General features: G+C 71.8%; 21 protein-coding genes. 6 read left to right on the plus strand and 15 right to left on the minus strand.

Features of this window, described 5'->3' with window-relative positions; genetic code table 11:
• The first annotated feature begins 34 nt into the window (after nucleotides 1-34).
• Complete coding sequence (locus AB0C20_RS01085) at nucleotides 35-550, plus strand: DUF2231 domain-containing protein (protein WP_357566969.1); 516 nt, start codon at nucleotides 35-37, stop codon at nucleotides 548-550.
• A 10-nt stretch (nucleotides 551-560) separates the two neighbouring features.
• On the opposite strand, the gene AB0C20_RS01090 is transcribed toward AB0C20_RS01085, so the two are convergent.
• The 12 genes from AB0C20_RS01090 to AB0C20_RS01145 form a co-directional block, all read right to left on the minus strand.
• Nucleotides 561-1,004, minus strand: coding sequence for a DUF1801 domain-containing protein (locus tag AB0C20_RS01090; RefSeq protein WP_357179759.1), 444 nt, complete (start codon nucleotides 1,002-1,004; stop codon nucleotides 561-563).
• Between the two features lie 164 nt (nucleotides 1,005-1,168).
• Nucleotides 1,169-4,510: a S8 family serine peptidase gene (locus AB0C20_RS01095; protein WP_357566970.1), complete on the minus strand. Its 3,342-nt coding sequence runs from the start codon at nucleotides 4,508-4,510 to the stop codon at nucleotides 1,169-1,171.
• Between the two features lie 101 nt (nucleotides 4,511-4,611).
• Entirely contained in the window at nucleotides 4,612-5,604 is a 993-nt protein-coding gene (locus AB0C20_RS01100) for an LLM class flavin-dependent oxidoreductase (protein ID WP_357566971.1), read from the minus strand.
• The gene (locus AB0C20_RS01105; protein WP_357179750.1) at nucleotides 5,601-5,927 is read right to left on the minus strand and encodes a TIGR04076 family protein; all 327 of its coding nucleotides are present in this window, start codon (nucleotides 5,925-5,927) and stop codon (nucleotides 5,601-5,603) included. The genes AB0C20_RS01100 and AB0C20_RS01105 overlap by 4 nt, the downstream gene beginning before the upstream one ends.
• Nucleotides 5,924-6,295, minus strand: coding sequence for a nuclear transport factor 2 family protein (locus AB0C20_RS01110; RefSeq protein WP_357566972.1), 372 nt, complete (start codon nucleotides 6,293-6,295; stop codon nucleotides 5,924-5,926). The genes AB0C20_RS01105 and AB0C20_RS01110 overlap by 4 nt, the downstream gene beginning before the upstream one ends.
• A gap of 37 nt (nucleotides 6,296-6,332) precedes the next feature.
• The gene (locus AB0C20_RS01115) at nucleotides 6,333-7,976 is read right to left on the minus strand and encodes a DUF885 domain-containing protein (protein ID WP_357566973.1); all 1,644 of its coding nucleotides are present in this window, start codon (nucleotides 7,974-7,976) and stop codon (nucleotides 6,333-6,335) included.
• Nucleotides 7,973-9,211 (minus strand): amidohydrolase family protein, encoded by a 1,239-nt coding sequence (locus AB0C20_RS01120; RefSeq protein WP_357566974.1) that lies wholly within the window; start codon nucleotides 9,209-9,211, stop codon nucleotides 7,973-7,975. The genes AB0C20_RS01115 and AB0C20_RS01120 overlap by 4 nt, the downstream gene beginning before the upstream one ends.
• An 8-nt stretch (nucleotides 9,212-9,219) precedes the next feature.
• Entirely contained in the window at nucleotides 9,220-10,197 is a 978-nt protein-coding gene (locus tag AB0C20_RS01125) for an ABC transporter ATP-binding protein (protein ID WP_357566975.1), read from the minus strand.
• Nucleotides 10,194-11,171, minus strand: a complete 978-nt coding sequence (locus AB0C20_RS01130) for an ABC transporter ATP-binding protein (RefSeq protein ID WP_357179735.1) — start codon at nucleotides 11,169-11,171, stop codon at nucleotides 10,194-10,196. Before AB0C20_RS01130 ends, AB0C20_RS01125 begins: the two co-directional genes overlap by 4 nt.
• A gap of 1 nt (nucleotide 11,172) precedes the next feature.
• Nucleotides 11,173-12,072: an ABC transporter permease gene (locus AB0C20_RS01135; RefSeq protein ID WP_357179732.1), complete on the minus strand. Its 900-nt coding sequence runs from the start codon at nucleotides 12,070-12,072 to the stop codon at nucleotides 11,173-11,175.
• A complete protein-coding gene (locus AB0C20_RS01140; RefSeq protein WP_357179729.1) occupies nucleotides 12,069-13,154 on the minus strand; it encodes an ABC transporter permease in 1,086 nt (361 codons plus the stop codon). Before AB0C20_RS01140 ends, AB0C20_RS01135 begins: the two co-directional genes overlap by 4 nt.
• Nucleotides 13,155-13,164: 10 nt before the next feature.
• Entirely contained in the window at nucleotides 13,165-14,769 is a 1,605-nt protein-coding gene (locus AB0C20_RS01145; RefSeq protein WP_357566976.1) for an ABC transporter substrate-binding protein, read from the minus strand.
• Between the two features lie 290 nt (nucleotides 14,770-15,059).
• Between AB0C20_RS01145 and AB0C20_RS01150 the strand changes: the two genes are divergently transcribed.
• From AB0C20_RS01150 to AB0C20_RS01170, 5 genes are all read left to right on the plus strand, one after another.
• The gene (locus tag AB0C20_RS01150; protein WP_124772961.1) at nucleotides 15,060-15,596 is read left to right on the plus strand and encodes a helix-turn-helix domain-containing protein; all 537 of its coding nucleotides are present in this window, start codon (nucleotides 15,060-15,062) and stop codon (nucleotides 15,594-15,596) included.
• A gap of 126 nt (nucleotides 15,597-15,722) precedes the next feature.
• A complete protein-coding gene (locus tag AB0C20_RS01155) occupies nucleotides 15,723-17,606 on the plus strand; it encodes a Xaa-Pro dipeptidyl-peptidase (RefSeq protein WP_357566977.1) in 1,884 nt (627 codons plus the stop codon).
• Between the two features lie 517 nt (nucleotides 17,607-18,123).
• A complete protein-coding gene (locus AB0C20_RS01160) occupies nucleotides 18,124-18,783 on the plus strand; it encodes a C39 family peptidase (RefSeq protein ID WP_330437853.1) in 660 nt (219 codons plus the stop codon).
• A gap of 238 nt (nucleotides 18,784-19,021) precedes the next feature.
• Complete coding sequence (locus tag AB0C20_RS01165; RefSeq protein ID WP_124862736.1) at nucleotides 19,022-19,936, plus strand: DUF1996 domain-containing protein; 915 nt, start codon at nucleotides 19,022-19,024, stop codon at nucleotides 19,934-19,936.
• A gap of 71 nt (nucleotides 19,937-20,007) precedes the next feature.
• On the plus strand, nucleotides 20,008-20,601 hold the full coding sequence (locus tag AB0C20_RS01170; RefSeq protein ID WP_357179719.1) for a DUF305 domain-containing protein: 594 nt from the start codon (nucleotides 20,008-20,010) through the stop codon (nucleotides 20,599-20,601).
• 8 nt (nucleotides 20,602-20,609) lie between these two features.
• Here AB0C20_RS01170 and AB0C20_RS01175 read toward each other — a convergent pair whose 3' ends face one another.
• The 3 genes from AB0C20_RS01175 to AB0C20_RS01185 all read right to left on the minus strand — a co-directional run.
• A complete protein-coding gene (locus AB0C20_RS01175; protein WP_357179716.1) occupies nucleotides 20,610-21,293 on the minus strand; it encodes an alpha/beta hydrolase in 684 nt (227 codons plus the stop codon).
• Between the two features lie 163 nt (nucleotides 21,294-21,456).
• Complete coding sequence (locus tag AB0C20_RS01180) at nucleotides 21,457-22,278, minus strand: CoA ester lyase (protein WP_357179713.1); 822 nt, start codon at nucleotides 22,276-22,278, stop codon at nucleotides 21,457-21,459.
• Nucleotides 22,278-22,794 (minus strand): CoA transferase (locus tag AB0C20_RS01185; RefSeq protein WP_357566978.1); only part of this gene is annotated, 517 nt, incomplete at its 5' end. The genes AB0C20_RS01180 and AB0C20_RS01185, both read right to left, overlap by 1 nt.

Here is a 22,794-nt window from a genome sequence, read left to right on the forward strand (position 1 = left end):
AGCGTCCCTCTGTGGACGATCAACGTCCAGGCCGATGTCACCTGAGGAGACGCCGATGTTCGAGGAGTTCATGGGCATCCCGGCCCACCCTCTGCTGTTGCACGCCGCTGTCGCGTTCGTGCCGCTGCTGGCCCTGCTGACTGTCGGTTACGCGTTCGTCCCGCCGATCCGGCCGCACACCCGGTGGGTGCTGGGGCTGCTCGCCGTGGGCGCGCCGGTCGCCGCCCTGCTGACGAAGCTTTCCGGCGACGCCTTCCTCGAGCGGCTGCGCGCCGCCAACCGGGTCACCCCCGAGTTCCTGCCGAAGCTGGAGGCACACCAGGAGTTCGGTGACATCACGCTCTACGCCAGCATCGGGTTGGGGGTGGTGGCCCTGGCGCTGGTCCGGCTCGTCCCGCCGAGGGCCGCCGACGCCAGCGCGGACGGACGGCAGGGTCGGCCGCTGACCCTGGCGTTGCAGGTGTTGTCGCTGGTGGCCGCCGCCGTCACCGTGTATTACGTGGTGCGCACCGGCGACTCCGGGGCGAAGGCGGTCTGGGAGGGCCAGTGACGTCGGCGGTTCATCGGCGGCTGGCCCGGTCGACGCCCCTGTGCGCCTGGACGGTCCGCTCGACCAGCTGCCGCAGCACGCTCTCGTCGACGTCGTCGAGCCGCTTCAGGTAGATGCACCCCTTTCCGGCGCGGTGCGGGCCGAGCCGGGCAAGGAGCGCGGCGTCCCGCTCCTCGAGACCGTCGCCGGTGAGGTAGAGGACGAGGTGTTGTTTGCGCGGCGAGAACCCCACCAGGGCCGCGTCGCCACTACGCCCGCTCGCGTAGGTGTAGTGGTAGCTGCCGAAGCCGACGATGCTCGGGCCCCACATCACCGCCGGCTCCCCGGTCAGCTCACCCATGATCGCGCGGAGCCGCCCCGTGTCGGCCCGCCTACGTTCGTCGGGGTTGGCGGCCAGGAAGTCGTCGACGCTGATCGCGGTCGGAACGGTTGCTGGCTGCTTCGCTGTGGCCATGACGTGATGCTGTCACCTGCCTACGACGAGAACCGCCTCAACGGTCAGGCAACCTCGTCGCGTGTTCGCCAGGAGAGCGCCACGAGCCACCCCGAGATGAGCACCGCTCCGACGGCACTGTGGTGCGACCCGGCCGGAGCCGGGCCGCACCACAGCGTCGACTGTCAGCCGGCGTGGTACGCCCGGATGATGGTCTGGTCGATTCCGCTACCGCCGTTGGCGGCGGCCTTCACCCGCAACGACACGGGCTGCCCGGCGACGGCCGTCGGCAGAGCGACCCGGTAGCTGTCGCCGCTGCCGGTGACCCGGGCCGACTTCCAGGTGGCACCGTCGTCAGTCGAGGTCCACACCTGGAACGACGTCACCTTCTGCGCCTTGATGCCCCGCATCTGCCGCACGGCCAGTTCCGCAGTTCCGCCAGTGGCGTGGTTGTTGGTGTCCATCGGCAGCGCGTAGTCCACAGCGAGCAGCGGCAGCGGCACGCTCCCGGTGCCGTCAGGTCCGGCCGACCGGAACGTCCACGACGTGTTGACAGTGGTGGAGATCGGCAGGATCAGGCTCGTGTCGACGTCGAGGGTCAGCCGGTAGTCGGCCACCTGCTGCGGCACTGTGAAGTCGGCCAGCGGGCGGTCCCGCTCCTCGACCAGTTTCCCGTTGCGGTACAACGACAGCTTGCGGTTCACCCCGATCGCGGAGCCCTGGAGGCAGTCGGCCCGCTGGTGCTGGTCGGTCAGCGACACCAGGTCGATGTGCAGGTTGCCCCGGGTCCGCGACGGCGCGGTGGCGCAGCTGTGGTCCACGCCGGCCGGGTCGTCGTACCAGCCGGAGTGCAGCGGCTGCCGCGCCCAGACCTTGGTCTGACGGCTGCCCGGCTGGTAGGTGCGGGGGGCCTCCTGGGCCGACAGGCCACCGTAGACACCCTCGTCGGCCCAGCGGTAGCCGGCCGAGAGGTAGTCGGTGCGGTACGGCGGCAGGTTCCCCTCGTGGGTCTGCGTCACCGGCACCCCGTCCGCTGTGAAGCCGCCGCGGATCAGTTGGGTGACCATCCCCTCCGAGTCCATCTGGTGGAAGCGCTCCTCGATCCGGGCGAGCTTGGCCTGCTCGGCCTTGTTCACCCGGAAGGCGGGGTCGGCCGGCACGCCGCCCGCGTACTCGTGCACCAGGTTGTAGCGGTACGGCGTGGCGGTGCCGGCGGGCGAGTCCAGGTTGACCGCCGCCCAGGTGCGCCGGGAGCCGACGGTGGGCTTGGGCAGCGCCGTGGTGCGGACCGTCGTCTTGGCCCCGTACCCGCTGATCTGGTGCCACCAGGACAGGCCGTTCGGCGCGGTCTGGACGTTGGTGAGGTCGGTCCGGGTGGGCGTGGTGGGCACTCCGTCGACAGTCGCCGTCACCGGCTTGGCCCGCGCCGGGTCGAGAATCACGCTTCGGGCAGCGCGCACCTCCAGGTCGGTCTCGGCGGCGAGCGTCGTCTCCAGCACGTCGCTGTCGACGTAGTAGGCGACGGACGAGCCGAGGATCGCGTACCGGCCGGCCGGCACCCGCAGCGTGAAGGTGTCTCCGGGCGTGCCGCCCGCACCGCCGTAGTAGATCACCGGGTCGGTGAGGTTGGTGACCATCAGGTTGATCCAGCTCTCCGCGCCGTCCTTCAGGCCCGGCAGCGGCTTCGTCTGGATCGTCAGGTCGTAGCTAGGCTGCTCGACGTAGAAACTCACCGGGGTCGTCGCGACCAGCTTGCGGCCGGAACGGGCGGTGACGGTGGCCAGGTAGAAGCCCGGTCGGGCGGCCAGCGCCGCACGGTTGACCCGCAGGGTCGCCGCGGCGGTGGCGCCGCGCTTGAGTGTCAGCCGGCTCGTCGACAGCGACGCCGCGCCACGCGGCACCGGTTGGCCGTCGTGGTTGACGACCGACACGTCGAGGTCGAGAACGGCCGTCGACTCACCGGTCCAGCCCAGCTTCGTCTCGCTGGTCCCGGACTGCGGGTGGGCGAAGGTGCCGAGATTGACCACCGGCTGGTTGCTGGTGGGGCCGCCGAGGGCCCGGGCCGCGTTGAGCCGGCCGGCGCCGACGGCGTACGGGCCGATGCCGCTGAGTGGGTCGGCGGCGCCGACGAGGGCGGCCTTGAGTCGCTCACCGGTCCAGTCCGGGTGGCGCTGGACGAGCAGCGCGGCGGCGCCCGCCGCGTGCGGGCTCGCCATCGAGGTGCCGCTGATCGCCTCGTAGTACCTGTCGATCGGGTCCTGAAGGTTGGTGCCGGCGGCTCGGGCGGCGACGATGTCGACACCGGGGGCGACCAGTTCCGGCTTGGCCACGTTGCTGGTGACCAGCGGGCCGCGGCTGGAGAAGTCGGCGAGCTTGTCGTTGCGGTCGACAGCGCCGACTGTCAGCGCGCTGGCGGCCGAGCCCGGCGAGGAGATGGCGCCGCCGCTGTTGCCGGCGGCGATGACGAAGAGCGCGCCGGTGGACTTGCTCAGCGCGTCGACGGCGAGCGACAGCGGGTCGCTGCCGTCGTCCGGGTCGCTGCCGCCGAGGCTCATGTTGATGACGTCGGCCCGGGTGGCGGCCCACTCCATGGCGGCGATGATGCCGGAGTCGTCGCCGAAGCCGTTGTCGTCGAGAACCTTGCCGACCACCAGCTTGGCGTCCGGCGCCACGCCGCGACGCTGACCGTGGGCGGCCGCGCCGGTGCCGGCGATGGTCGAGGCGACGTGCGTACCGTGGCCGTTGTGGTCGACGGCGTCACCGCCCTCGACTGTGAAGTCGGCCCGGTCGGCGACCCGGCCGACCAGGTCCGGGTGGGTGAAGTCGGCACCGGTGTCGAGCACCGCTACCCGGACGCCCTTGCCGGTGTAGCCGGCCTTCCAGGCGTCCGGCGCGGCGATCTGGCCCAGGTTGCGGTCCAGGCCGGCCGGTCGCCCACCGCCGGTCAGGGCGGTGGCCCGGACCTTGCGGTCGAGCCAGACCTTCTTCGCGCCGGCGAGCAGTGAGTTGGTGGCGAGCTTCGCCGTGGCCGGGCTCTTCTTGGGTACGCGGCCGGCGACCGCACCGATGCTGGGCAGCGACAGCACGTCACCGAGCGCTGCCACCCGCGCGGACGCGGTGGCGGGCTGCACGATGAGCGGCAGCTCGGCTGCGTTGTCGTCGTCGTAGCCGTCGGCGATCAGCGTGGTGACGTCGAACAGGTCGGGGTCGAGCACCGAGCCGAGCTGGGACGCGACGCGGGCGGGGATGACGTGCAGGTGACCGTCGGGGCCGCAGCTCTGGTGGATCACCGCGTTCTCGTCGGCCGGCCGGATCGTGGCCTGTGGGCAGCCGGATCCGGTGTCTCGTACGGTCACCACGTCCCCGGTCAGCAGGGTGACCGTGTGCGTCTTGCCGTCGGCAGTGGCTGCGGGTGTGCCGGTCTGACCGATGTCGCTGGGTCCGGCCGTGGCGGCGCCGCCCGGTAGGGCGGTCAGCGTCGTGGCCGTGACGGCGACGGCCAACAGCCATCGCGTTTTCCTGAGCATGTTGCTCCTCGTCTAATGTGGACGAAACCGCCTCTTCGGGCGGCTCCGCCAAGATCATATGCAGGTGAACGATCCACGGGGAGCCTTCGACGAGGAGGTTTTCACGCCCGTAACAGTGTGAGCACCCGCCTGCCGAGCAGGTCGATGCCGCCGCGCGGCGTCAACCCGTGCGGGGTGCCGAACTCCACCCGGCTCGCCCCGGCGTCGAACACCGCCGCGGCCTGCCCCGCGACGTGCTCGGGCGTGCCGGAAAAGGCGAACAGATCGAGCAGGTCGTCGCCGATCAGCGCGCCGGCGAGGTCGTCCTCCCGGCGGCCGACGTGCTGCTGGATCCGGGTCAGCAGCTCCGGGTCCACCTCGATCGTCGGGTCGAGGGCGGCGACCACCGCCAGGTACATGGCCACCTCCCGGCGGGCCACCCGACGCGCCAGCGCGCCGTCCTCGTCGACGACGGTGACCGCGCCGAGCACGACACCCGTGCCGTCCCGGTCGGCGACCGCCGCGTCGTCCAGCCACGCGCGCATCATCCGGGCCATCGCCGGGTTTGCCGACCCGCCGACCTTGACCTCGCCGGCGAAGCCCGCCGCTGCCCGGGCGGTCTGCCGCCCCCAGGTGCCGACGAGGACCGGAACGTCGGCACGGGCCGGCGTGTACCGCAGTGACGTGCCCGGCGCGACTGTGAACTCCCCGCCCTGGAAACCGCTGTCGTCGCCGGCGAGCAGCAGCCGCACGACGGCGACCGTCTCGACGATGCGCCGGATCGGACGGACCTGCGGCACGCCGATCTCGTTGAGCCAGGTGCCCCGGGCCAGGCCCAGGTAGGCCCGACCTTGCGAGGCCAGGTCCAGTGCGGCCACCTGACCGGCGACCTCCACCGGGTGCATGGTGAACGGGTTGAGGCACGCCGCGCCCAGGCGGATCCGCCGGGTATGTCGGGCCGCCACCAGCAGCGGGAAGATCGGCGGTTGGTACATCAGGTCGCCGAATACCGACAGCACGTCGAAGCCGTGCCGCTCGGTCAGTTCGGCCAGCTCCGCGTACTCGTCGGCGGACTTGTCGGACTGTAGGCCGATGCCGACCAGCCCAGCGCTCACGTCAGCTCCTCGGTGGGGATGCGCTGAAGGCCGGTCCGCTCGATGCGCATGATGAGCCGCTCGTCCGGGTCCGGGCAGGCGACGTGGCTGTCCCGGGCCATCCAGTCGCCCTCGGCCAGCGCCCGCTGCTTCGCCGGCAGCAACGGCAAACACGCCGCCAGGGCGTAGAGGCAGAAGTGCCCCCCGGCGGGGATGGTGAGCCGGTTGGAGCCGGTCAGGTCGATGTGGTCGCCCGGTTTCAGGCCGCACACCGAGCGGCCCTCGATCCGCTCCACAACGACCCGCAGGTCGTACAGGTCGGTGGTGGGTTCCTCGGTGCTCATCGCACGGCCTCCGCGTGGTGGTGCACGATGCGCCAGGAGCCGTCCTCGCGGCGCAGGACGTCGGTCACCCGGAAGCACTCGTCCGGCCGGGTGTCGGCGAAGCGGGCCCGCAGCACGTAGCGGACCAGACCGGTGTCGCCCCAGGCGTCGGCACGCAGGTGTTCCGGCGCCACCGAGGTCGGCGCCGACCCCGTCGCACGGGTCGCCCGCCGGTCCCGCAGGTCGTCGAGCGCCGGCAGGCCGGACAGCAGGCCGTCGGCGTCGGACTCCCAGAACGTCAGGTAGGGGTGCAGGTGCGCGTCGAAGGCCTGCCGGTCGCCGAGGGACCGGTACAGGTCGGTGATTGTGGTGCGGAGCTCATCGCTCATCGGCTGTCACTTCCGATCGGGTACGGCGGTGCGGGGGTCAGGGCAGGTCGGCCAGGCGGGCGCGGAGCGGATCCAGTCCCATGGGTCCGAGCGCCAACGCGGTGTGGTGGAAGCGTTTCCGGTCGAAGGCCGCACCCTCGCGGCGCTCGGCGTCCCGGCGGGCCTGCTGCCACAGCCGCGCGCCGACCTTGAAGGCCAGGGCCTGCGCCGGCCAGCCGAGATACCTGTCGACCTCGAAGCGCGCTGTCTCGGCGTCCAGGCCGGCGACGCGGGTGAGGACGTCCACCGCGAGCGCGGGCGTCCAGTGGCGCTCCTCGGTGAAACCGTTGCCGGCCGGGATCGGCAGCCCGAGGTGCAGACCCAGGTCGATGACCACCCGGGCGGCCCGCCACATCTGGCCGTCGAGCATGCCGAGCCGCTCGGCCGGGCCGGCGTACAGGCCGATCTCGTCGGCGAGGCGCTCGGCGTAGTGCGCCCACCCCTCGGCGTACCCGTGCACCTGGCAGAGGGTGCGCTGCCACGGGTGCAGGGCGGCGGTGGTGAGGGTGACGGCGTGCTGCAGGTGGTGGCCGGGCAGCCCTTCGTGGCAGAGCGTGCCGACGTGCCGCCACACCGGCACTGTCGACTCGCCAGTGGGCACCGACCACCAGATCGCGCCGGGACGCGTCAACGCCGGGTCGGGAGGCGTGTAGTACATGACCCCGGACGTGGCGGGGCTGATCCGGCACACCACCCGGCGGGTGGCGGACGGGATGTCGAAGTGGGTGCCGTCGAGGGCATCGGTCAGCTGCTCGGTGCGCTGGCGCAGCCACTCCTCCAGGGCGGGCCCGGCCGCCACCCGACCGGCCGGGTCGGCGTCCAGGGCCGCCCGCGCGGCGGCCACCCGCGAGTGGCCCAACTCGCCCGCGACGGTCCGCAGCTCGGCGGCGGTGCGGGCCAACTCCGCCCAGCCGTACGCGTACACCTCGTCGAGGTCGACCGTCGCGCCGAGAAAGCTGCGGGCGGTGACCCGGTACAGGTCGTCGCCCACACCGTCCACGGCGGACGCGGCGGGTGCCAGCTCGGCGCGGAGGAACGCGGCGAAACCGGCGGTGGCGGCGGTCGCCAGCCGTGCGCCCCGGTGCAGCCGGGCGGCGAGCGGGTCGTCGGGACAGCCGTCGACCAACCGCCCGTAGAAGTCGGCGGTGACCCAGGAGGTGCATTGGTCGGCGACCACCAGCACCTGACGGCGGGCGACCAGTTGTCCTTGTTGTGCCGATCGGCGCAGCGTCGCGGCGTACCGGTCGAGGGCGTCGGGCACCTGGTGCAGGTGGTCGGCGACCACCGCCCAGTCGTCCTCGCTGTGCCGGGGCAGGTTGTCGAAGAGCTGCCGGAGCAGGTGCACAGGCGTGGCCAGCGGGGCGAGCAGTCGGGTGGTGAAGCCCGCGTCGTACAGGTCGACCTCACTGGCCAGCCGGTCGAGCAGGGCGTCGGCCAGAGACCGCTCGCCGGGGTCGTGCGTGGTCGCCGCGGCGGCGGCCGTCGCGGTGCGTCGCGCCAGCTCGGCGCGGGCGTTGAAACCCTCCGGCGAGAGATCCGGGACGTGCGACACCGGTGTACGCCCCACCGCCTCGGCCGCCTGCGGGTCCAGCTCGGCGAGCGCGTCGAGGTACCCGTCGGCGACCTGGGTGATGCTGCTCATCGCGGTACGCCGAGCCGGCCGTGGTCGTCGCGGTACGCCACCCCGCCCTTCAGCACCGCGTGCAGGGTGCGCAACGCGGAGACCGAACGGGTCGGGTCGTCGCGCAGCACCAGCAGGTCGGCGTGCTTACCGGCCTCGACGGTGCCGAGGGTGTCGGCACGGCCCAGCCACTGCGCGGGGCGGGTGGTGGCGGCCTTGAGCGCGTCCGCGACGGGCATCCCCGCGTCCACCATGAACTCCAGTTCGCGGATGGTCGCTGTGGTCTCGTCGTAGCCGGCGTGCGGGGGCATGTCGCTGCCCAGGGCGATCGGCACGCCGTTGCGGATGGCGTGCTGGAGGCTCTCCCAGTGTCGGGGGCCGGCCGCGAGGGCCCGGTCCATCAGCCAGCCGGGCACCCCGGAGTCGCGGAAGAACTGCTCGCAGCGGCTCACCACGATCGTCGGCACGTACCAGACACCCCGCTCGGCCATCAGGCGGGTGACGTCGTCGGTCAGCTCGTACCCGTGCTCGACGCAGTCGAGGCCCAGCTCGACGGCACGGCGGACCGAGTCGGCCGGGCCGGCGTGCGCGGTGACCTTGCGCCCCCAGTCGTGCGCGACGCGGATGACAGCCGCCATCTCGTCGTCGAGCAGCTGCGGGGTGTCGATCGCCTCGTGCTGGCCGGCGATCCCACCGGAGATGCAGACCTTGATCAGGTCGGCGCCGGCGCGGAGCTGTTCGCGGGTGGCCCGACGGAACCCGTCAGCGCCGTCGGCCTCCAGGGCGTCGGCCTCCCAGCCGTGCCCGCCGGTGCAGCAGAGCGCGTGCCCCGCTGTGAAGATGCGCGGGCCGTCGACAGCGCCGGCCTCGATCCCCCTACGCAGGGCGAAGTCGGCGTACCGGCTCTCCCCGACGAGGCGGGCGGTGGTGACACCGGAGTGCAGGGTGCGCCGGGCCGAGTCGGCCATCAGCAGCACCAGCTCGGCCAGGTTCGCGCCGTGCACCGTGTCGGCGAGGTGGCCGGGCAGCCCCAGCGAGAGGTGGACGTGCATGTTGGTCAGACCCGGCATGACGTGCTCACCGCCCAGGTCGACCACGCGGGCCGCGCCGGCCTCGGCGAGGACGTCGTCGACCTGACCGACGGCACGGATCATCCCGTCGGCGTCGATCCAGATGCCGCGATCCGGTTGGAGGGCGTCCTGGACACCGTCGTAGAGGGCGAGGTTGACCAGTACCTGTTCGGTGGGGTTGCGCATGGGTGTCCTCAGAGTGAGCGCGCGACGGTCGGGGCCGTCGCGGAATCGGTGAGCCAGCAGGCGACGCTGCGGCCGCCCAGGTTGACTGTGGGCGGCTGCTCCCCGCAGGGCGCGAACGCGTGCGGGCAGCGTGGCCGGAAACGGCACCCGGTGGGCGCGTTGGCCGGGTCGGGCACCTCCCCGGCGAGGATGGCGGGCAGGCGCGGGGTGGGCCCGATCTGCGGCACCGCGTCGATCAACGCCCGGGTGTACGGGTGTCGGGGCTCGCGCCACAGCTCGCGGGTGGGTGCGGCCTCGACGATCCGGCCCAAATACATCACGGCGGTCACGTCGGCGATCTCGTGCACCAGCGCCAGGTCGTGGGAGATGAAGAGCATGCCCATGTCGAGGTCGCGGACCAGTCCGACGAGCAGGTTGACCACCTGGGCCTGGGACGAGGCGTCCAGCGCGGTGACCGGCTCGTCCGCGATGATCATCCGGGGTTCCGGGGCGAGCGCGCGGGCGATCGCCAGGCGCTGCCGCTGACCGCCGGAGAACTGGTGCGGATACCGCTGGGCGGCGCTTGTCGGCATGGCCACCCGTTCGAGCAGCTCGTGCACCCGGGCTCGGCGGGCCGACCCGGTGACCGCGGCCGGCACGCCGTCGAGGAGTTGGGAGCCGATGGTGCGCCGGGGGTTCAGCGAGGCGTACGGGTTCTGGAAGACCATCTGGAGGCCGATCTCGGCACCGGAGCGGGGCCGCCAGCCCAGCGGGGTGACCGGTCGACCGGCGTACTCGACGGTGCCGGCGCTCGGTGCGCTCAGCCCGACCGCGACGCGGGCCAGGGTGGACTTGCCGCACCCGGACTCGCCGACCAGCCCGACGATCTGGCCGGGCGACACCTCCAGGCTGACCCCGGCGACGGCCCGCACCCGGCCACGCCCTCGGGATCGGTACTCGACCTCGACGCCGGTGAAGGACAGTCGCGCGGGCGCTGTGGTGTTCACGCGGCCACCTCCAGGTGCGGACGGACCACGCAGGCCACCGATCGGTCGGCGCCGGCGGGAGTGAGCGGGGGCGGGGCCTCGCCGCAGGACGGTTCGGCGTACCCGCAGCGGGGTTGGAACGGGCACCCCGGCGGTGCCTCGCCGGGTGCCGGCGGGGCGCCCGGGATGGGCCGCAACGTTCCGCCGGTCTGGGTGCCGTGCGGTCGGGCGCCGAGCAACGCGGCCGTGTACGGGTGGGTGGGGGCGGTGAGCAGGCTGCCCGTCGGGCCGGTCTCGACGACCCGCCCGGCGTAGAAGATGTAGCCACGGGTGGTGAGGGCGCTGAGCACCCCGAGGTCGTGGGTGATGAACGCGACGGCCAGCCCGGTCTCGGCGCGCAGCCGTTCCAGCAGAGCGAGGATGCCGGCCTGCACCGTGACGTCGAGGGCGGTCGTCGGTTCGTCGGCGATCAGCAGTCGGGGCCGTGCGGCCAGCGCGATGGCGATGGCCACCCGCTGCCGCATTCCGCCGGAGAACTGGTGCGGGTACGCGCGCAGCGCCCGCTCCGGGTCCGGGATGCGGACCTGGTCGAGCAGCTCCACAGCGCGCCGACCGGCAGCTCGACGGTCCATCCGCAGGTGCACCCGCATGTGCTCGGTGAGCTGCCGCCCGACAGTGAGCATCGGGTGCAGGGCCGCGCTCGGGTCCTGGAAAACCATGGCGATGCCGACGCCACGGACCCGCTGCCAGCCCCGGGCGTCCAGGCCCAGCAGTTCGGTGCCGGCGTACCGGGCGGAGCCGGTGACCGCTGCCCCCGGGGGCAGCAGCCCCAGCAGGGTCTGCGCGGTGAGGCTCTTGCCGCAGCCGCTCTCCCCCGCGATGCCGACCAGTTCCCCCTCGTCGACTGTCAACGACACGTCGTGCAGGATCGGCAGCGGACCACGCGGTGAGGGCAGGGTGACGGCCAGGGAGTCGACGTCGAGCAGCGGTGCCACCTCAGCGTCCCTTCGTGTAGCGGGGGTCGAGCCGGTCGCGCAGCGCGTCGCCGAGCACGTTGAAGGCCATCACCACTGTGAGGATGGCGAGGCCGGGGAACACGCTGACCCACCACATCGACAGGTCCTGCGCGCCGAGGGCCACCATCGAGCCCCACTCGGCGGCCGGTGGGCGCGGGCCCAGGCCGAGGAACGACAGGGCGGCGAGCAGCAGCACCGCGTTGCCCAGCTCCAGGGTGGCCAACACGATCGCCGGGCCGATGCTGTTGGGCAGCACGTCGCGGCGCAACGCCCGGATCGGCCCGACGCCGAGCAGACGGGCGGCGTTGAGGTAGTCGTCGCCACGCATGCTCAGCACGGCGCTGCGGATGACCCGGGCGTAGACCGGCCAGGAGACGATGACCAGGGCCAGCACGGCGTTGCGGGTGTTCGGGCCGAACGCCGCCGTCACCGCCATGGCCAGGATGATCTGCGGGAACGCGAACACCAGGTCGGTCAGGCGCATCAGCGCCTCGTCGACGAACCGGCCGACGTATCCGGCGACCAGCCCGAGCAGCCCGCCGACCAGCAGGGCAAGGGAGACGATGGCCAGGGCCAGCGGGATGGACAGCCGGGCGCCGTGGATGACCCGGCTGAGGATGTCGCGGCCGAGCGAGTCGGTGCCGAACCAGTGCGCCCCGGAGGGCGACGCGTACGTGTCAGCGCTCTGCGCCAGCGGGTCGTACGGTGCGAGAACGTCGGCGAGCAACGCCAGCAGCAACCATCCACCGAGAATGGTCAACGCCACCACTGTGATCGGCTGACGCCAGACCGGTCGGCTGGTCGAGCCGCCACGCAGTCGGCCGAGCCAGCGGCGTCGGCCCAGGGCCCGCTCCGCCTTCGGGTCTGCAAGTGTCGTCATGACAACCGGATCCTCGGATCGATGAGCCCGTACAGCAGGTCGACTGTCAGGTTGACCAGCGTGTAGACCAGTGCCACGAAGAGGCTGACGCCGAGGATCGCGGGCAGGTCCAGCGCCGTGGCGCTGCGGTACGCGTACTGGCCGACGCCGGGCCAGCCGAAGATGCTCTCGACAAGCACCGTCCCGGAGAGCAGCGAGGCGAACGCCAGGCCGGAGACGGTGACCACCGGGACGAGGCCGGCGCGCAGCAGATGCCGGCGCAGCACCACGCGGGTCGGCAGACCCTTGGCGTACGCGGCCCGGATGTAGTCCTGCTGGAGCACCTCGAGCATCGCCGAGCGGACGAAGCGGACCAGCATCGCCACCGTCAGCGAGGTCAGCACGAGCACCGGCAGGGACAGGTGCTGGGCGGCGTCCCAGGCGACGTCCCACTGCCCGGCGAGCGCCCCGTCGACGGTGTACATGCCGGTGACGGTGGGCGGAGGGCTGAAGTCCGTGGAGAGTCGCCCGCCACTGGGGGCCAGGCCGAGCTGGTAGAAGAAGACGTAGAGCACTACCAGGGACAGCCAGAACGGCGGGGTGGAGAGCCCGAGCAGGGCGCCGACCCGGACCAGTTGGTCGGTGAACCGGCCGTTGCGGACCGCCGCGAGCATGCCGACCCCGGTGCCGATGAGCAGCGCCAACACCATGCTCGGCACTGCCAGCTCCAGGGTCGCCGGCACGTAGTGCAGCAGGTCGTCCAGGACGGCCCGCCCGGTCTGCTGGGAGTGGCCCAGGTCGCCGTGCAGCAGGTTGCCCAGGTAGTGCAGGTACTGGGCCCAGAGCGGCTGGTCCAGGCCCCACTTCTCGCGGAAGGCGGCCACCGCGCCGGGGTCGTTGAGCGCCTGGTCGGAGAGGTTGGCGGTGACCGGGTCACCGGGGACCACGTTGACCAGACCGAACGTCACCACTGTGACGCCGAGCAGCAGACCGGCGGTGACCGCCACCCGCTTGGCCAGGAAGATCAGCAGCGGGTGGGCACCCCGGGGCCGGGACGCGGTCGTGGCGACCGCGCCCGGCTCACCGTCGTGGACTGTCGTCATGTCGTCGGGACTACTTGCGGCCGACCGCGGCGACGTCCACCTGCCAACCGGCGGCGGTGTAGTCCGCCCCGGTCAGGTCCGTGGTCGCCACGACGATGGAGGAGTTGCTGGCCAGCACCAGGTACGGCGAGGACGCGTTCATCAGCCGCTGCCACTCCTGCATGGCGGTGGCCCGACCGGCCAGGTCGAGGGTCGCGGTGACCTTCTTGCCGGCGGCCACCACGGCCGGGTCGGCGCGCTCGACGGTCCAGCCGGAGCGCAGCGCGGTCGCCTGGCCCGGTGCCATGTTGTTGATCAGTGAGTCGGCGACCGGGTAGTTCAGGCTCTGCGGGGTGAATCCGAGGGGTGACTTCCCGCCGCGCATCTCGTCGAGGAACGTGGTCAGCGGCTGCGGGTTGAGTTCCAGCTTGATACCGGCCTCGGCGGCGTCGCCCTGCACCTTGGTGGCCACAGTGCCGAGGTCCACACCCTTGTAGGTGATGGCCGGGTAGGTGAACTTGACTGTCGGGTTGGTCAGGCCGGCCTCGGTGAGCAGCGCCTTGGCCTTTGCCACGTCCCGCTTGGACTCCTCGCCGGCCGGCAGCGCGCCCGGGAAGGCGGGCGCGACCAGCCCGGCGCCGGGGGCGGCGCCCTTGCCGTACAGGGCGGCGATTCCCTGGTAGTCGATGGCGGCGCGCAGGGCCTGGTTGAACTTCGGGTTCGAGGTGACCGCCGAGACGCCCGGGTCGGCGTTGAGGAAGAGGAAGTAGACGGTGTCCTGCACGCCGGAGGTCTGCAGGCTGCCCGGCAGTCCGTCGAGGAGCTTGCCGGAGATGTCCAGGGAGATCTCGGCGGCCTCGGCGCGCTGCATGGTCAGCTTCTGGGTCTGCACATCCATGTTGCGCAGCACCACCCGGGAGAACTGCGGCTTCGTGCCCCAGTACTTCGGGTTCGCCTCCAACACCACCTGCGACGACGGGTCGTAGGACTTCAGCACGTACGGGCCGCTGCCGACGGAGTTGGTGTCCAGGTACTGCTGCGCGGTGTCGCCCTGGGCGGCGTCGGCGCCGTCGCGGGCGCCGTGCTCCTTGGCGACCTTGGAGTTGAGCACCGCTGTCGACGGCATCGACAGCACCACCGGGATGTTCGGGTCGGGGGTGGCCGAGGCGACCACGACTGTGCTCTCGTCGGTCTTGGTGACGGTCAGGCCGCTGACGGTGACGGCGGGGCTGCCCTTGATGTTCTTCAGCCGGTTGAGCGAGAAGACGACGTCGTCGGCGGTGAGCGGGCTGCCGTCGGCGAACGTCACGCCCTGCCGGAGCTTGAAGGTGAACGTCTTGGCGTCCGGCGACGCCTGGTACGACTCGGCCAGCGCGGGGACCGGCTTACTCACGTCCGAGCCCTTGAAGGTGAGCAGGGTGTCGTAGAGGGCGTGCACGGCGGTCAGACCGGTTGCCTCGTAGACCCGGCCGGGGTCGAGGGTCTTGAGCACGAACGAGGTGTTCACGGTGAGGGTCTTGGCCGTACCGTTCGCGTTTCCACCACTGCCGCCGGCGCTACATGCGCTGACGGAGAGGACGGCCAGCGTCGCCAGAGCGGACGCTCCGGCGAGGAGCCGGCGGGGAGACACCGACATGCTGTTCCTACCTTCGTATCGCGCGGCCCGCCGTGCGGGATCCGCGGGGCGTCGACGTCCGGCGGGCGACACCACGCATCGGCCGGGCCGATGGGATGACAGCGTCGCGGGCTTCTCGGGGGCGTCGTCTCGGGGTTGGATGTAGACCGGGCGGCAGGCGTCCGGTTCGCGCCTCGATGCGGCTTGTTCACTTGAGCTGAACATCGCCGCCCGATGTTTAGTGATCCTAAACATGGCCGTATAGTTTGGTCAATCAAGATTCAGCCACACTGTATTTGGAACGAGGACACATGCTCGGTGACCGACTCCGCGACCTGCGTCAGCAGCACTCCCTCACGCTGCGTCAGCTCGCCACAGCCGCCGACGTGTCCCCCGCCCTGCTCAGCCAGATCGAGAACGGCGCAACCGACCCCAGCCTCTCCACACTGCGGAAGCTCGCCCAGGTCTTCGACACCTCGATCGCGGAGCTGTTCTCCGAGCCCGAGGCGCCACCGGTGCACGTCAGCCGCGTCGGCGCCCGGACCAGACTGGCCGCGCCACCCGGCCAGATCACCTACGAACGACTCACCCCCGGCCGCGGCGACCTGGAGGTGCTCCAGGCCCACCTCGCACCCGGCGACGCCAGCTCGGCCGAACCGTGGGCGCACCCGTCGACCGAGTGCGCGATCGTCATCACCGGTGAGGTCGTCGCCGAGATCGGCGGCGAGTCGTACACCCTCACCGCGGGCGAGTCGGTCACCTTCGACTCGCGCCTGGCGCACCTCTACCGCAACGCCAGCGACCAGCGCGCCCACCTGATCATCGCGGTGACGCCACCGACTCCCTGACCGACCACGGTGGACTACCGAGGGGATCGACGGGACGCCGCGGCGGACCTAGCATGACCACGAATGGATCTTCGAGATTGGCCCCTGCCGACCCCCGGCAATCAGCCCAACCGAAGGGAGACGCGCATGCGTCGACCCCGTCATCTGGCACTCCTGAGCGTCGGCGTGTCCGGCGCTCTGGTCCTCAGCGCAGCCCCACCCGCGGCTGCTGCTCCGCCCACGCCCACCACGCCCACCGGCATCGTGGTCAGCGACGGCATGACCCAACCGGTGTTCTCGCTCGCCGACGCGATCGAGGAGCGGGTGTTCGTGCAGACCGCTGTGGACACCGACCACGACGGTCGGCCCGACCGGGTGGCGATCGACATCTCCCGCCCCCGGGAGACCGCCACGCAGGGCTTCAAGGTGCCTGTCATCTTCGAGCACAGCCCGTACCGCAAGGGCACCTGGGGTGACGTGCCGTACCCGAGCGTGCTGGTCGACGACTTGCCGCAGAACGGCCTGACCGACCGCGACGGGCGTCGCGCCCTGGACGCCGGCGCACAACGCGCCCAGGCGAAGGCCAACCTGCCCGGCTCGCTGGACGACTACTACGTGCCCCGCGGGTACGCGGTGGTGCTCGGCCAGAGCGTCGGCACCGGCGACTCGGACGGCTGCCCGACCAGCGGGGACCAGGCCGAGACGCTCGGCACCAAGGCGGTCATCGACTGGCTCAACGGCCGGGCCAAGGGGTACGACGCGAACGGCGCCCCGGTCACCGCCGGATGGACCACCGGCGCGGTCGGCATGACCGGTGTCTCCTACAACGGGACGCTGCCCAACCAGGTGGCCACCACAGGCGTCAAGGGGCTCAAGACCATCGTGCCGGTCTCCGCGATCAGCAGCTGGTACGACTACTACCGGGCAAACGGTCTGGTGGTCGCGCCCGGGACGTTCCAGGGTGAGGACCTCGACATCCTGGCCCAGTACACCGCCGGGCAGGCCCGCGCCGAGGGGCAGTGCGCCGACGAGCTCGCGGAGATCACCGCGAAGCAGGACCGGGTCACCGGCGACTACTCGAAGTTCTGGCGCGACCGCGACTACCTCGACGCCCGCGACGTCAAGGCCAGCGTCTTCGTCGTGCACGGCCTCAACGACTGGAACGTGAAGACCGAGCACTTCGCCGGCTGGTGGGACCAGCTCGCCAAGCGCGACGTCCCCCGCAAGATCTGGCTGCACCAGGGCGGCCACGGCGGTCCGGGCAGCAGCGCGTCGGTGACCCTGCCCAGCGGCCAGACGTGGACGTACAAGCAGACCGAGAACCGCTGGTTCGACTTCTGGCTGTGGAACGTGCGCAACGGCATCATGGACGAGCCGACGGCGGTGCTCCAGCGCGAGGACCGCGCCTACACCACGTACGCCAACTGGCCCGACCCGGCGGCGCGGGAGGTCGGCCTGCGCTTCGCGGCCACCGACGCCACCGCACCCGGCGCGCTCACCACCGGAAAGCCTCCGAAGGCCAAGGTCGAGCAGAGCTTCGTCGACGAGGGCCGGACCATCCACCCGGACACCCTGGTGTCCAACCCGGACACCGCGAGCGCCAACCGACTCGCCTACCGCTCCCCCGAGCTGACGCACAGCGTGCGCATCTCCGGGCGTCCGGAGATGCGACTGCGGTTGGCTATCGACAACAAGCCGGACGCGAACCTCACCGCGTACCTGGTCGACTACGGCCCGGCCGGGTCGACCGCCGCCCCGACCGTGGTGACGCGAGGGTGGATGGACCCGCAGAACCGCAAGAGCGCCGCGCGCACCGAGCCGGTCAAGCAGGGCAAGCTGTACGACTACCGGTGGACCATGGAGCCGAAGGACTACATCTTCCCGGCGGGACACCGGATCGGTGTGGTCGTCTTCTCCAGCGACCAGGAGTACACCCTGCTGCCGTTGGGCGGCACCGAGTTGCGGGTCGCACCGAACGACAGCGAACTGCGACTGCCGGTTGTCGGTGGGCGGAGCGTCCTCGGATTCTGATCCCGTCCCTGCGCTCCCGGGTGGGGCAGTCCGACACGTTTCGGGCTGCCCCATCCGCACGTCGGGACCACCCCGCCGCCGTAGCCCCGCGCGTACCGCCCCACAGATGCCGCACGGCGACCTCCGTATCGGGTTCGCCTGGTGGCAATGCGTGTGACTTGTCCGGTTTGATGTCGGGTGTCGGGTGGTCGGGGCCACCCCGGCGGCGGAATCGGCGGCCGGGCCGGGTCGTTATACCTGGCAGACCACCGCAACAGCCCGGGGTCATTGGCGCGCCGGCCCCGCCGGGAACACCCGCCAGGCCGCCCGGGTTACATCCCCCGCACGGCCGAGTACGACAACTGGCCAACCCTCGCGGGTGCGCGGAATGACCTGCCACCGCGAACGGTTACACCCTGTCCCGACGCCGACCCCCTGTTGCGGGTCACCGGGCAGACCCTGGAACTTTCCCCGCACTGTCGCACTGACCCCCGTTGAGTGCCGTGCGGGCACCCCCGATGCAGAGGAGCACGCCATCATGCGTACCGATCTGATCCGTAAGACCGCTCTGACCGCCGCTGGCCTCGCGTTCACCGGTGGGGCTATCGCCGGACCGGTGACCGCCGCGTACGCCGCGTCGGACGCCAAGCCGGCCACCCAGACGCAGACCGACCGTAAGCCCGCCGGTGAGCGTCAGCTCGGTGTGCGCTACGAGGCCCAGCCGAACTTCTACTACTGCGGCCCGGCCGCCACGCGTAACGCGCTGTCCGTGCAGGGCAAGGAGATCAGCGTGGACGCCATGGCCAAGGAGATGGGCACCACCGAGGCCGGCACCAACTCCATCAACGACATCACCCCGGTGCTGAACAAGGAGACCGGCAAGAACGACGCCTACCACAGCGTGGAGATCTCCAGCCCCGACGCTGACGGCAAGCAGACCGACCGGCTGCGCGCCGACGTCGTGCGCACCGTGGACGACGGCCGGGCCGTGGTCGCGAACATCGCCGGCACCAGCGTCGACACCGACGGCGGGGTGCACTCCTTCGAGGGCGGGCACTACATCAGCGTCGTGGGTTATCGCGACGGCGGGAACGTGGTGAAGATCGCCGACTCCGCCGATGCGAACACCGCCTCCTACGAGGTCACCGTCGAGCACCTCGCCGACTGGATCGCCACCCGCGGCTACGCCACCAGCTGACCCCCACACCACCTGACCGAAGGGCCGGACCCCACCACGGGGCCCGGCCCTTCGTCGACTTTTCCACCAACTGCGGCACGTATTGACAATTGTCGACTTCCGCGTGAGGCTGGGAGCAGTGAGAGCGCTCTCTCGCGCCGGCCCAACCGGCCACCACCAAGTCTGGCCAGGCACAACTCCGATGCCTTCGGCGGCGGCGCCGGAGCTGTCCCTGACCCGTCCCCCGACAGGAGTCACGATGGACAGGGCCGCACCCCTCTCCGGCATCCCCCGCCGACTACGCCTCGCCACGGCGATCGGCGCCCTGCTGGTGCTACTCGGCACCTACCTGGTGTCCACCACCAACCGGGCCGACGCCGCCCCCGGCCGAGCCGGCGCGGACTTCGGCGCCAACGCCATCCGGGTCGCCGAGTTCCCCGCCGACTGCACCTACAGCCACCGGCTGCCGGACGACCCGATCGTCTTCCCTGGCCTGCCCGGGGCGTCGCACATGCACAGCTTCTTCGGCAGCACTGTGACGAACGCCAAGACCACCCTCCCGGACCTGGTCAACTCGCCCACCACCTGCAACCCGCGGGTGGACGTCTCGTCGTACTGGGTGCCTACCCTGTATCGGGACAACGTCGCGGTGGAGCCGGCGATTGCCACGTTCTACTACCTGGGCGAGGGCGTACGGGCCGACGTCGTAGCGAACACCCAGCCGTTCCCGCTGGGGCTGCGACTCGTCGCCGGCAACGCTAAGGCCACCGGGCCGAATGACAGCATCGCCCGCTGGTCCTGCCTGCACGCCGGGCACGTGCCGCCGTCGAAGGACTTCGTCAACTGCCCGTCGGGGACGATGCTGGAGTCGTACCTGGACTTCCCGCAGTGCTGGAACGGCCGTGACCTCGACTCGCCGGACCACAAGAGCCACCTGGCGTACCCGGTGAACCAGGCCTGCCCGAGCACCCACCCGGTGCACGTGCCGAAGTTGCGCCAGGTGCTGCGGTACCCGGTCACCGGTGACCCGTCGCGGTTCCGGCTGGCCTCCGGGCCGGGCTACACGATGCACGGCGACTTCTTCAACGCCTGGCCGGTGGCGGAGCTGGCTCGCCGGGTCCAGGACTGCATCCGTCCCGTCATCAAGTGCGGTCACGACGGCCGACCGATCTGAGCGACAGCTCCACACCACTGCGGCGGGTCCGGTCACCCGGGCCCGCCGCAGTGGTTGAGAAGGGAGATCGGATGCGTCAGCCCACGGCGTTCACAGTGCTCATCGCGGTGCTGCTCGTCGCCGGCTGCGGCGCCGGGCCACGGGACGCGGCCAGCACCACCACACCACCTGTGACCGCGCCACCGGCGACGACCGCGCCGACACCGACGGGTACGGCGTTCAACCCCACCGACATCGCCTGGCTGCAACTGACGGTGGCGATGACCGAACGCCTGCTTGTCGTTCTCGATCTGGTACCGACGCGGACCACCGACCCGGCCTGGCGGCAGACGGCCACCCAGGTCGCTACCACCAGGCGCGCCGATCTGGACCGCGCCCGCCGGCTACTGGCCGACGCCGCCGCCCCGACGACGAATCCGCACGAGGGGCACGACATGCCGGGCATGGCCACCGCGCAGGAGATGACAGCGCTGCGGGCGGCCAACGGGCAGCCGTTTCACCGCCTGCTCGCCGGGCACCTGCGGGCGCATCTCGCGCAGTCGGTCCGGATCGCCACTGCGGAGCAGCAGAGCGGGGTCCAGCCGGCGACCGTCGCGCTGGCGGCGGCAGCGGTCCGGTCCGGCACCGCCGACCTCGAACGGCTCGATCGTCTCGACCCCACGTAGCCGCGCGCTCAGCCGCGAGCGGTGACGATGTCGTCGAGCAGCGCGGCCAGCTCGACCGGACGGGACAGGAACGGTGAGTGGCTCGATTCGAGCCGCCGGACGCTGCTGGCCCGACCGGCCATCTTCTCCTGCAGCGGCACCGGAATGGCCTGGTCGTTGGTGCAGACGATGTAGGTCGACGGGATCGAGCGCCAAGCCGGCTCGGTCACCCGGTCCACGCATGCCCGCAGGCGCTGGTCGACCAGCTGACCGATCGCGGCGTCGGCGTCGGCGTCCGACAGGTCGCCGTAGAACGCCGTCCGGGGGTCACCGGTGATCGAGATCAACACGTCGGTCTCGACCGGGTCCGGTACGCCGTGGAAGCTGAGCATCGACTCGCCGCGGTCCAGCTGGTACGCCGTCAGGTAGACCAGGTGCTCGACCTCGGACAGGCCGGTGGTGGCCTCGCTGACCGGGATGCCGCCGTACGAGTGGGCCACCACGACGACCGGCCCGCCGATCGCCGCGATCTCCTTGTGGACGGCGGCGGCGTCGTCCTGCATGCCGCCCCGGGCGTCCGGCCCCGAGGTGGGCAGGTCGACGGCTCGGGTCTGGTAGCCGAGGACGTCCAGTTCTGCCCGGAGCCGGTCCCAGACTGCCGGCTGGTGCCAGGCGCCGTGGACGAGCAACAGGGTGGGACGGGTCGAGGTCATGGCCTACGCCCTCACTTATCGGACACAATGCCGGACAGTGTGTCCGACTGAGCCAACGATAGCGGGTACCGCCCCGCCGACCACCAGAGGCGGGTGAACTCCCGGTGTCGGTGCCGTGATCCGCGTGACCACACCGGCGGCTCGGAAGAGCAGCCGGCGAGGCTCAGGCGGCGTAGCGGGCGGCGAGGTCCACGACGCGCCGGGCGGCGGCCACCATCGCCCGGTCGGCGAACCGGCCGTCGGGCAGGACCACGGTCCCCGAATCCCGCTGGTGCGCGTCCGCCACGGCGGCCAGCAGCTCCGCGGCGCGGGCCACCTCCCGATCGGCAGGCCGGAACGCGTCGACGATCACCGGAAGCTGGCGTGGGTGGATCGCCGCCCGGCCGAGGAAGCCGAGCCGTCGGCCCGCCGCGCAGGAGGCGGCCAGACCGGCGAGGTCGACCACGTCGGCGTACACCGACATGGCCGGCGGGGCCAAACCGGCCGCGCGGGCCGCGACCACCACCCGGCCGCGCGCCCAGAGCAGCCCGTCGTCGTCGCTCACCCCCAGATCCGAGCGCAGGTCGGCCTCACCGAGCCCGATCGAGGCCACCGCCGGGTGGGCAGCGGCGATCGGGTACGCGGACTCCAGCCCGACCGCCGACTCGATCAGCGGGTGCACCGGCACGTCGACCCGCTCGGCGAGGGCCGCCAGCGTCGCGGCCGACTCGACCTTCGGCAGCCGCAGCCCGGCCAACCCGGGCCGGCCGGCCACCGCCGCCAGATCGGCACCGAGGTCCGGGCCGGTCAGCTCGTTGACCCGGACCTGCACGGGCACCGGGTGCGCCTCGGTGAGGAACTCGGCGACTGCGTCCCGGGCGTACGCCTTGCGCCCGGCGACAACGGCGTCCTCCAGGTCCAGGATGACCGCGTCGGCGCCGGAGGCGACCGCCTTGGCGAACCGGTCCGGGCGGTCGCCGGGCACGTAGAGCCAGCTCAACAGCATCAGAGCACCCCCCGCTCGCGTAGCGCTGCCAACTCCTCGGCGCTCAGGCCGAGCGCGCCGAAGACGGCGTCGGTGTCCTGGCCGTGCCGCCGGCCGGCGTGCCGGATCTCGCCGGGAGTCTCGGCGAGGCGGAACGGCACGTTCTGCATCCGTACCTCGCCCAACTCCTCGTCCGGCACTGTGCGCACGGTGCCCAGCGCGGCGTACTGCGGGTCGGCGAGGATGTCGCGCACGTCGTAGACGGGAGCGACAGCGGCCTGGGCCTCCTCGAACGCGGCCACCACCTCGTCGCGGTCCCGTTGCGCCACCCAGGCGCTCACCGCCGCGTCCAACTCGTCGGCGTGGGCGGCCCGGCCGCTGCCGGTGGCGAACCACGGCTCGTCGATCAGCTCGGGGCGTCCCACCAGCCGCAGCACCCGCTCGGCGATGCTCTGCGCGCTGGTGGAGACCGCCACCCAGCGCCCGTCGGCACACCGGTAGGTGTTGCGCGGGGCGTTGTTGTTGGACCGGTTGCCC

The organism is Micromonospora sp. NPDC048843, from assembly GCF_040649965.1.
GTDB classification, from domain to species: domain Bacteria; phylum Actinomycetota; class Actinomycetes; order Mycobacteriales; family Micromonosporaceae; genus Micromonospora; species Micromonospora hortensis.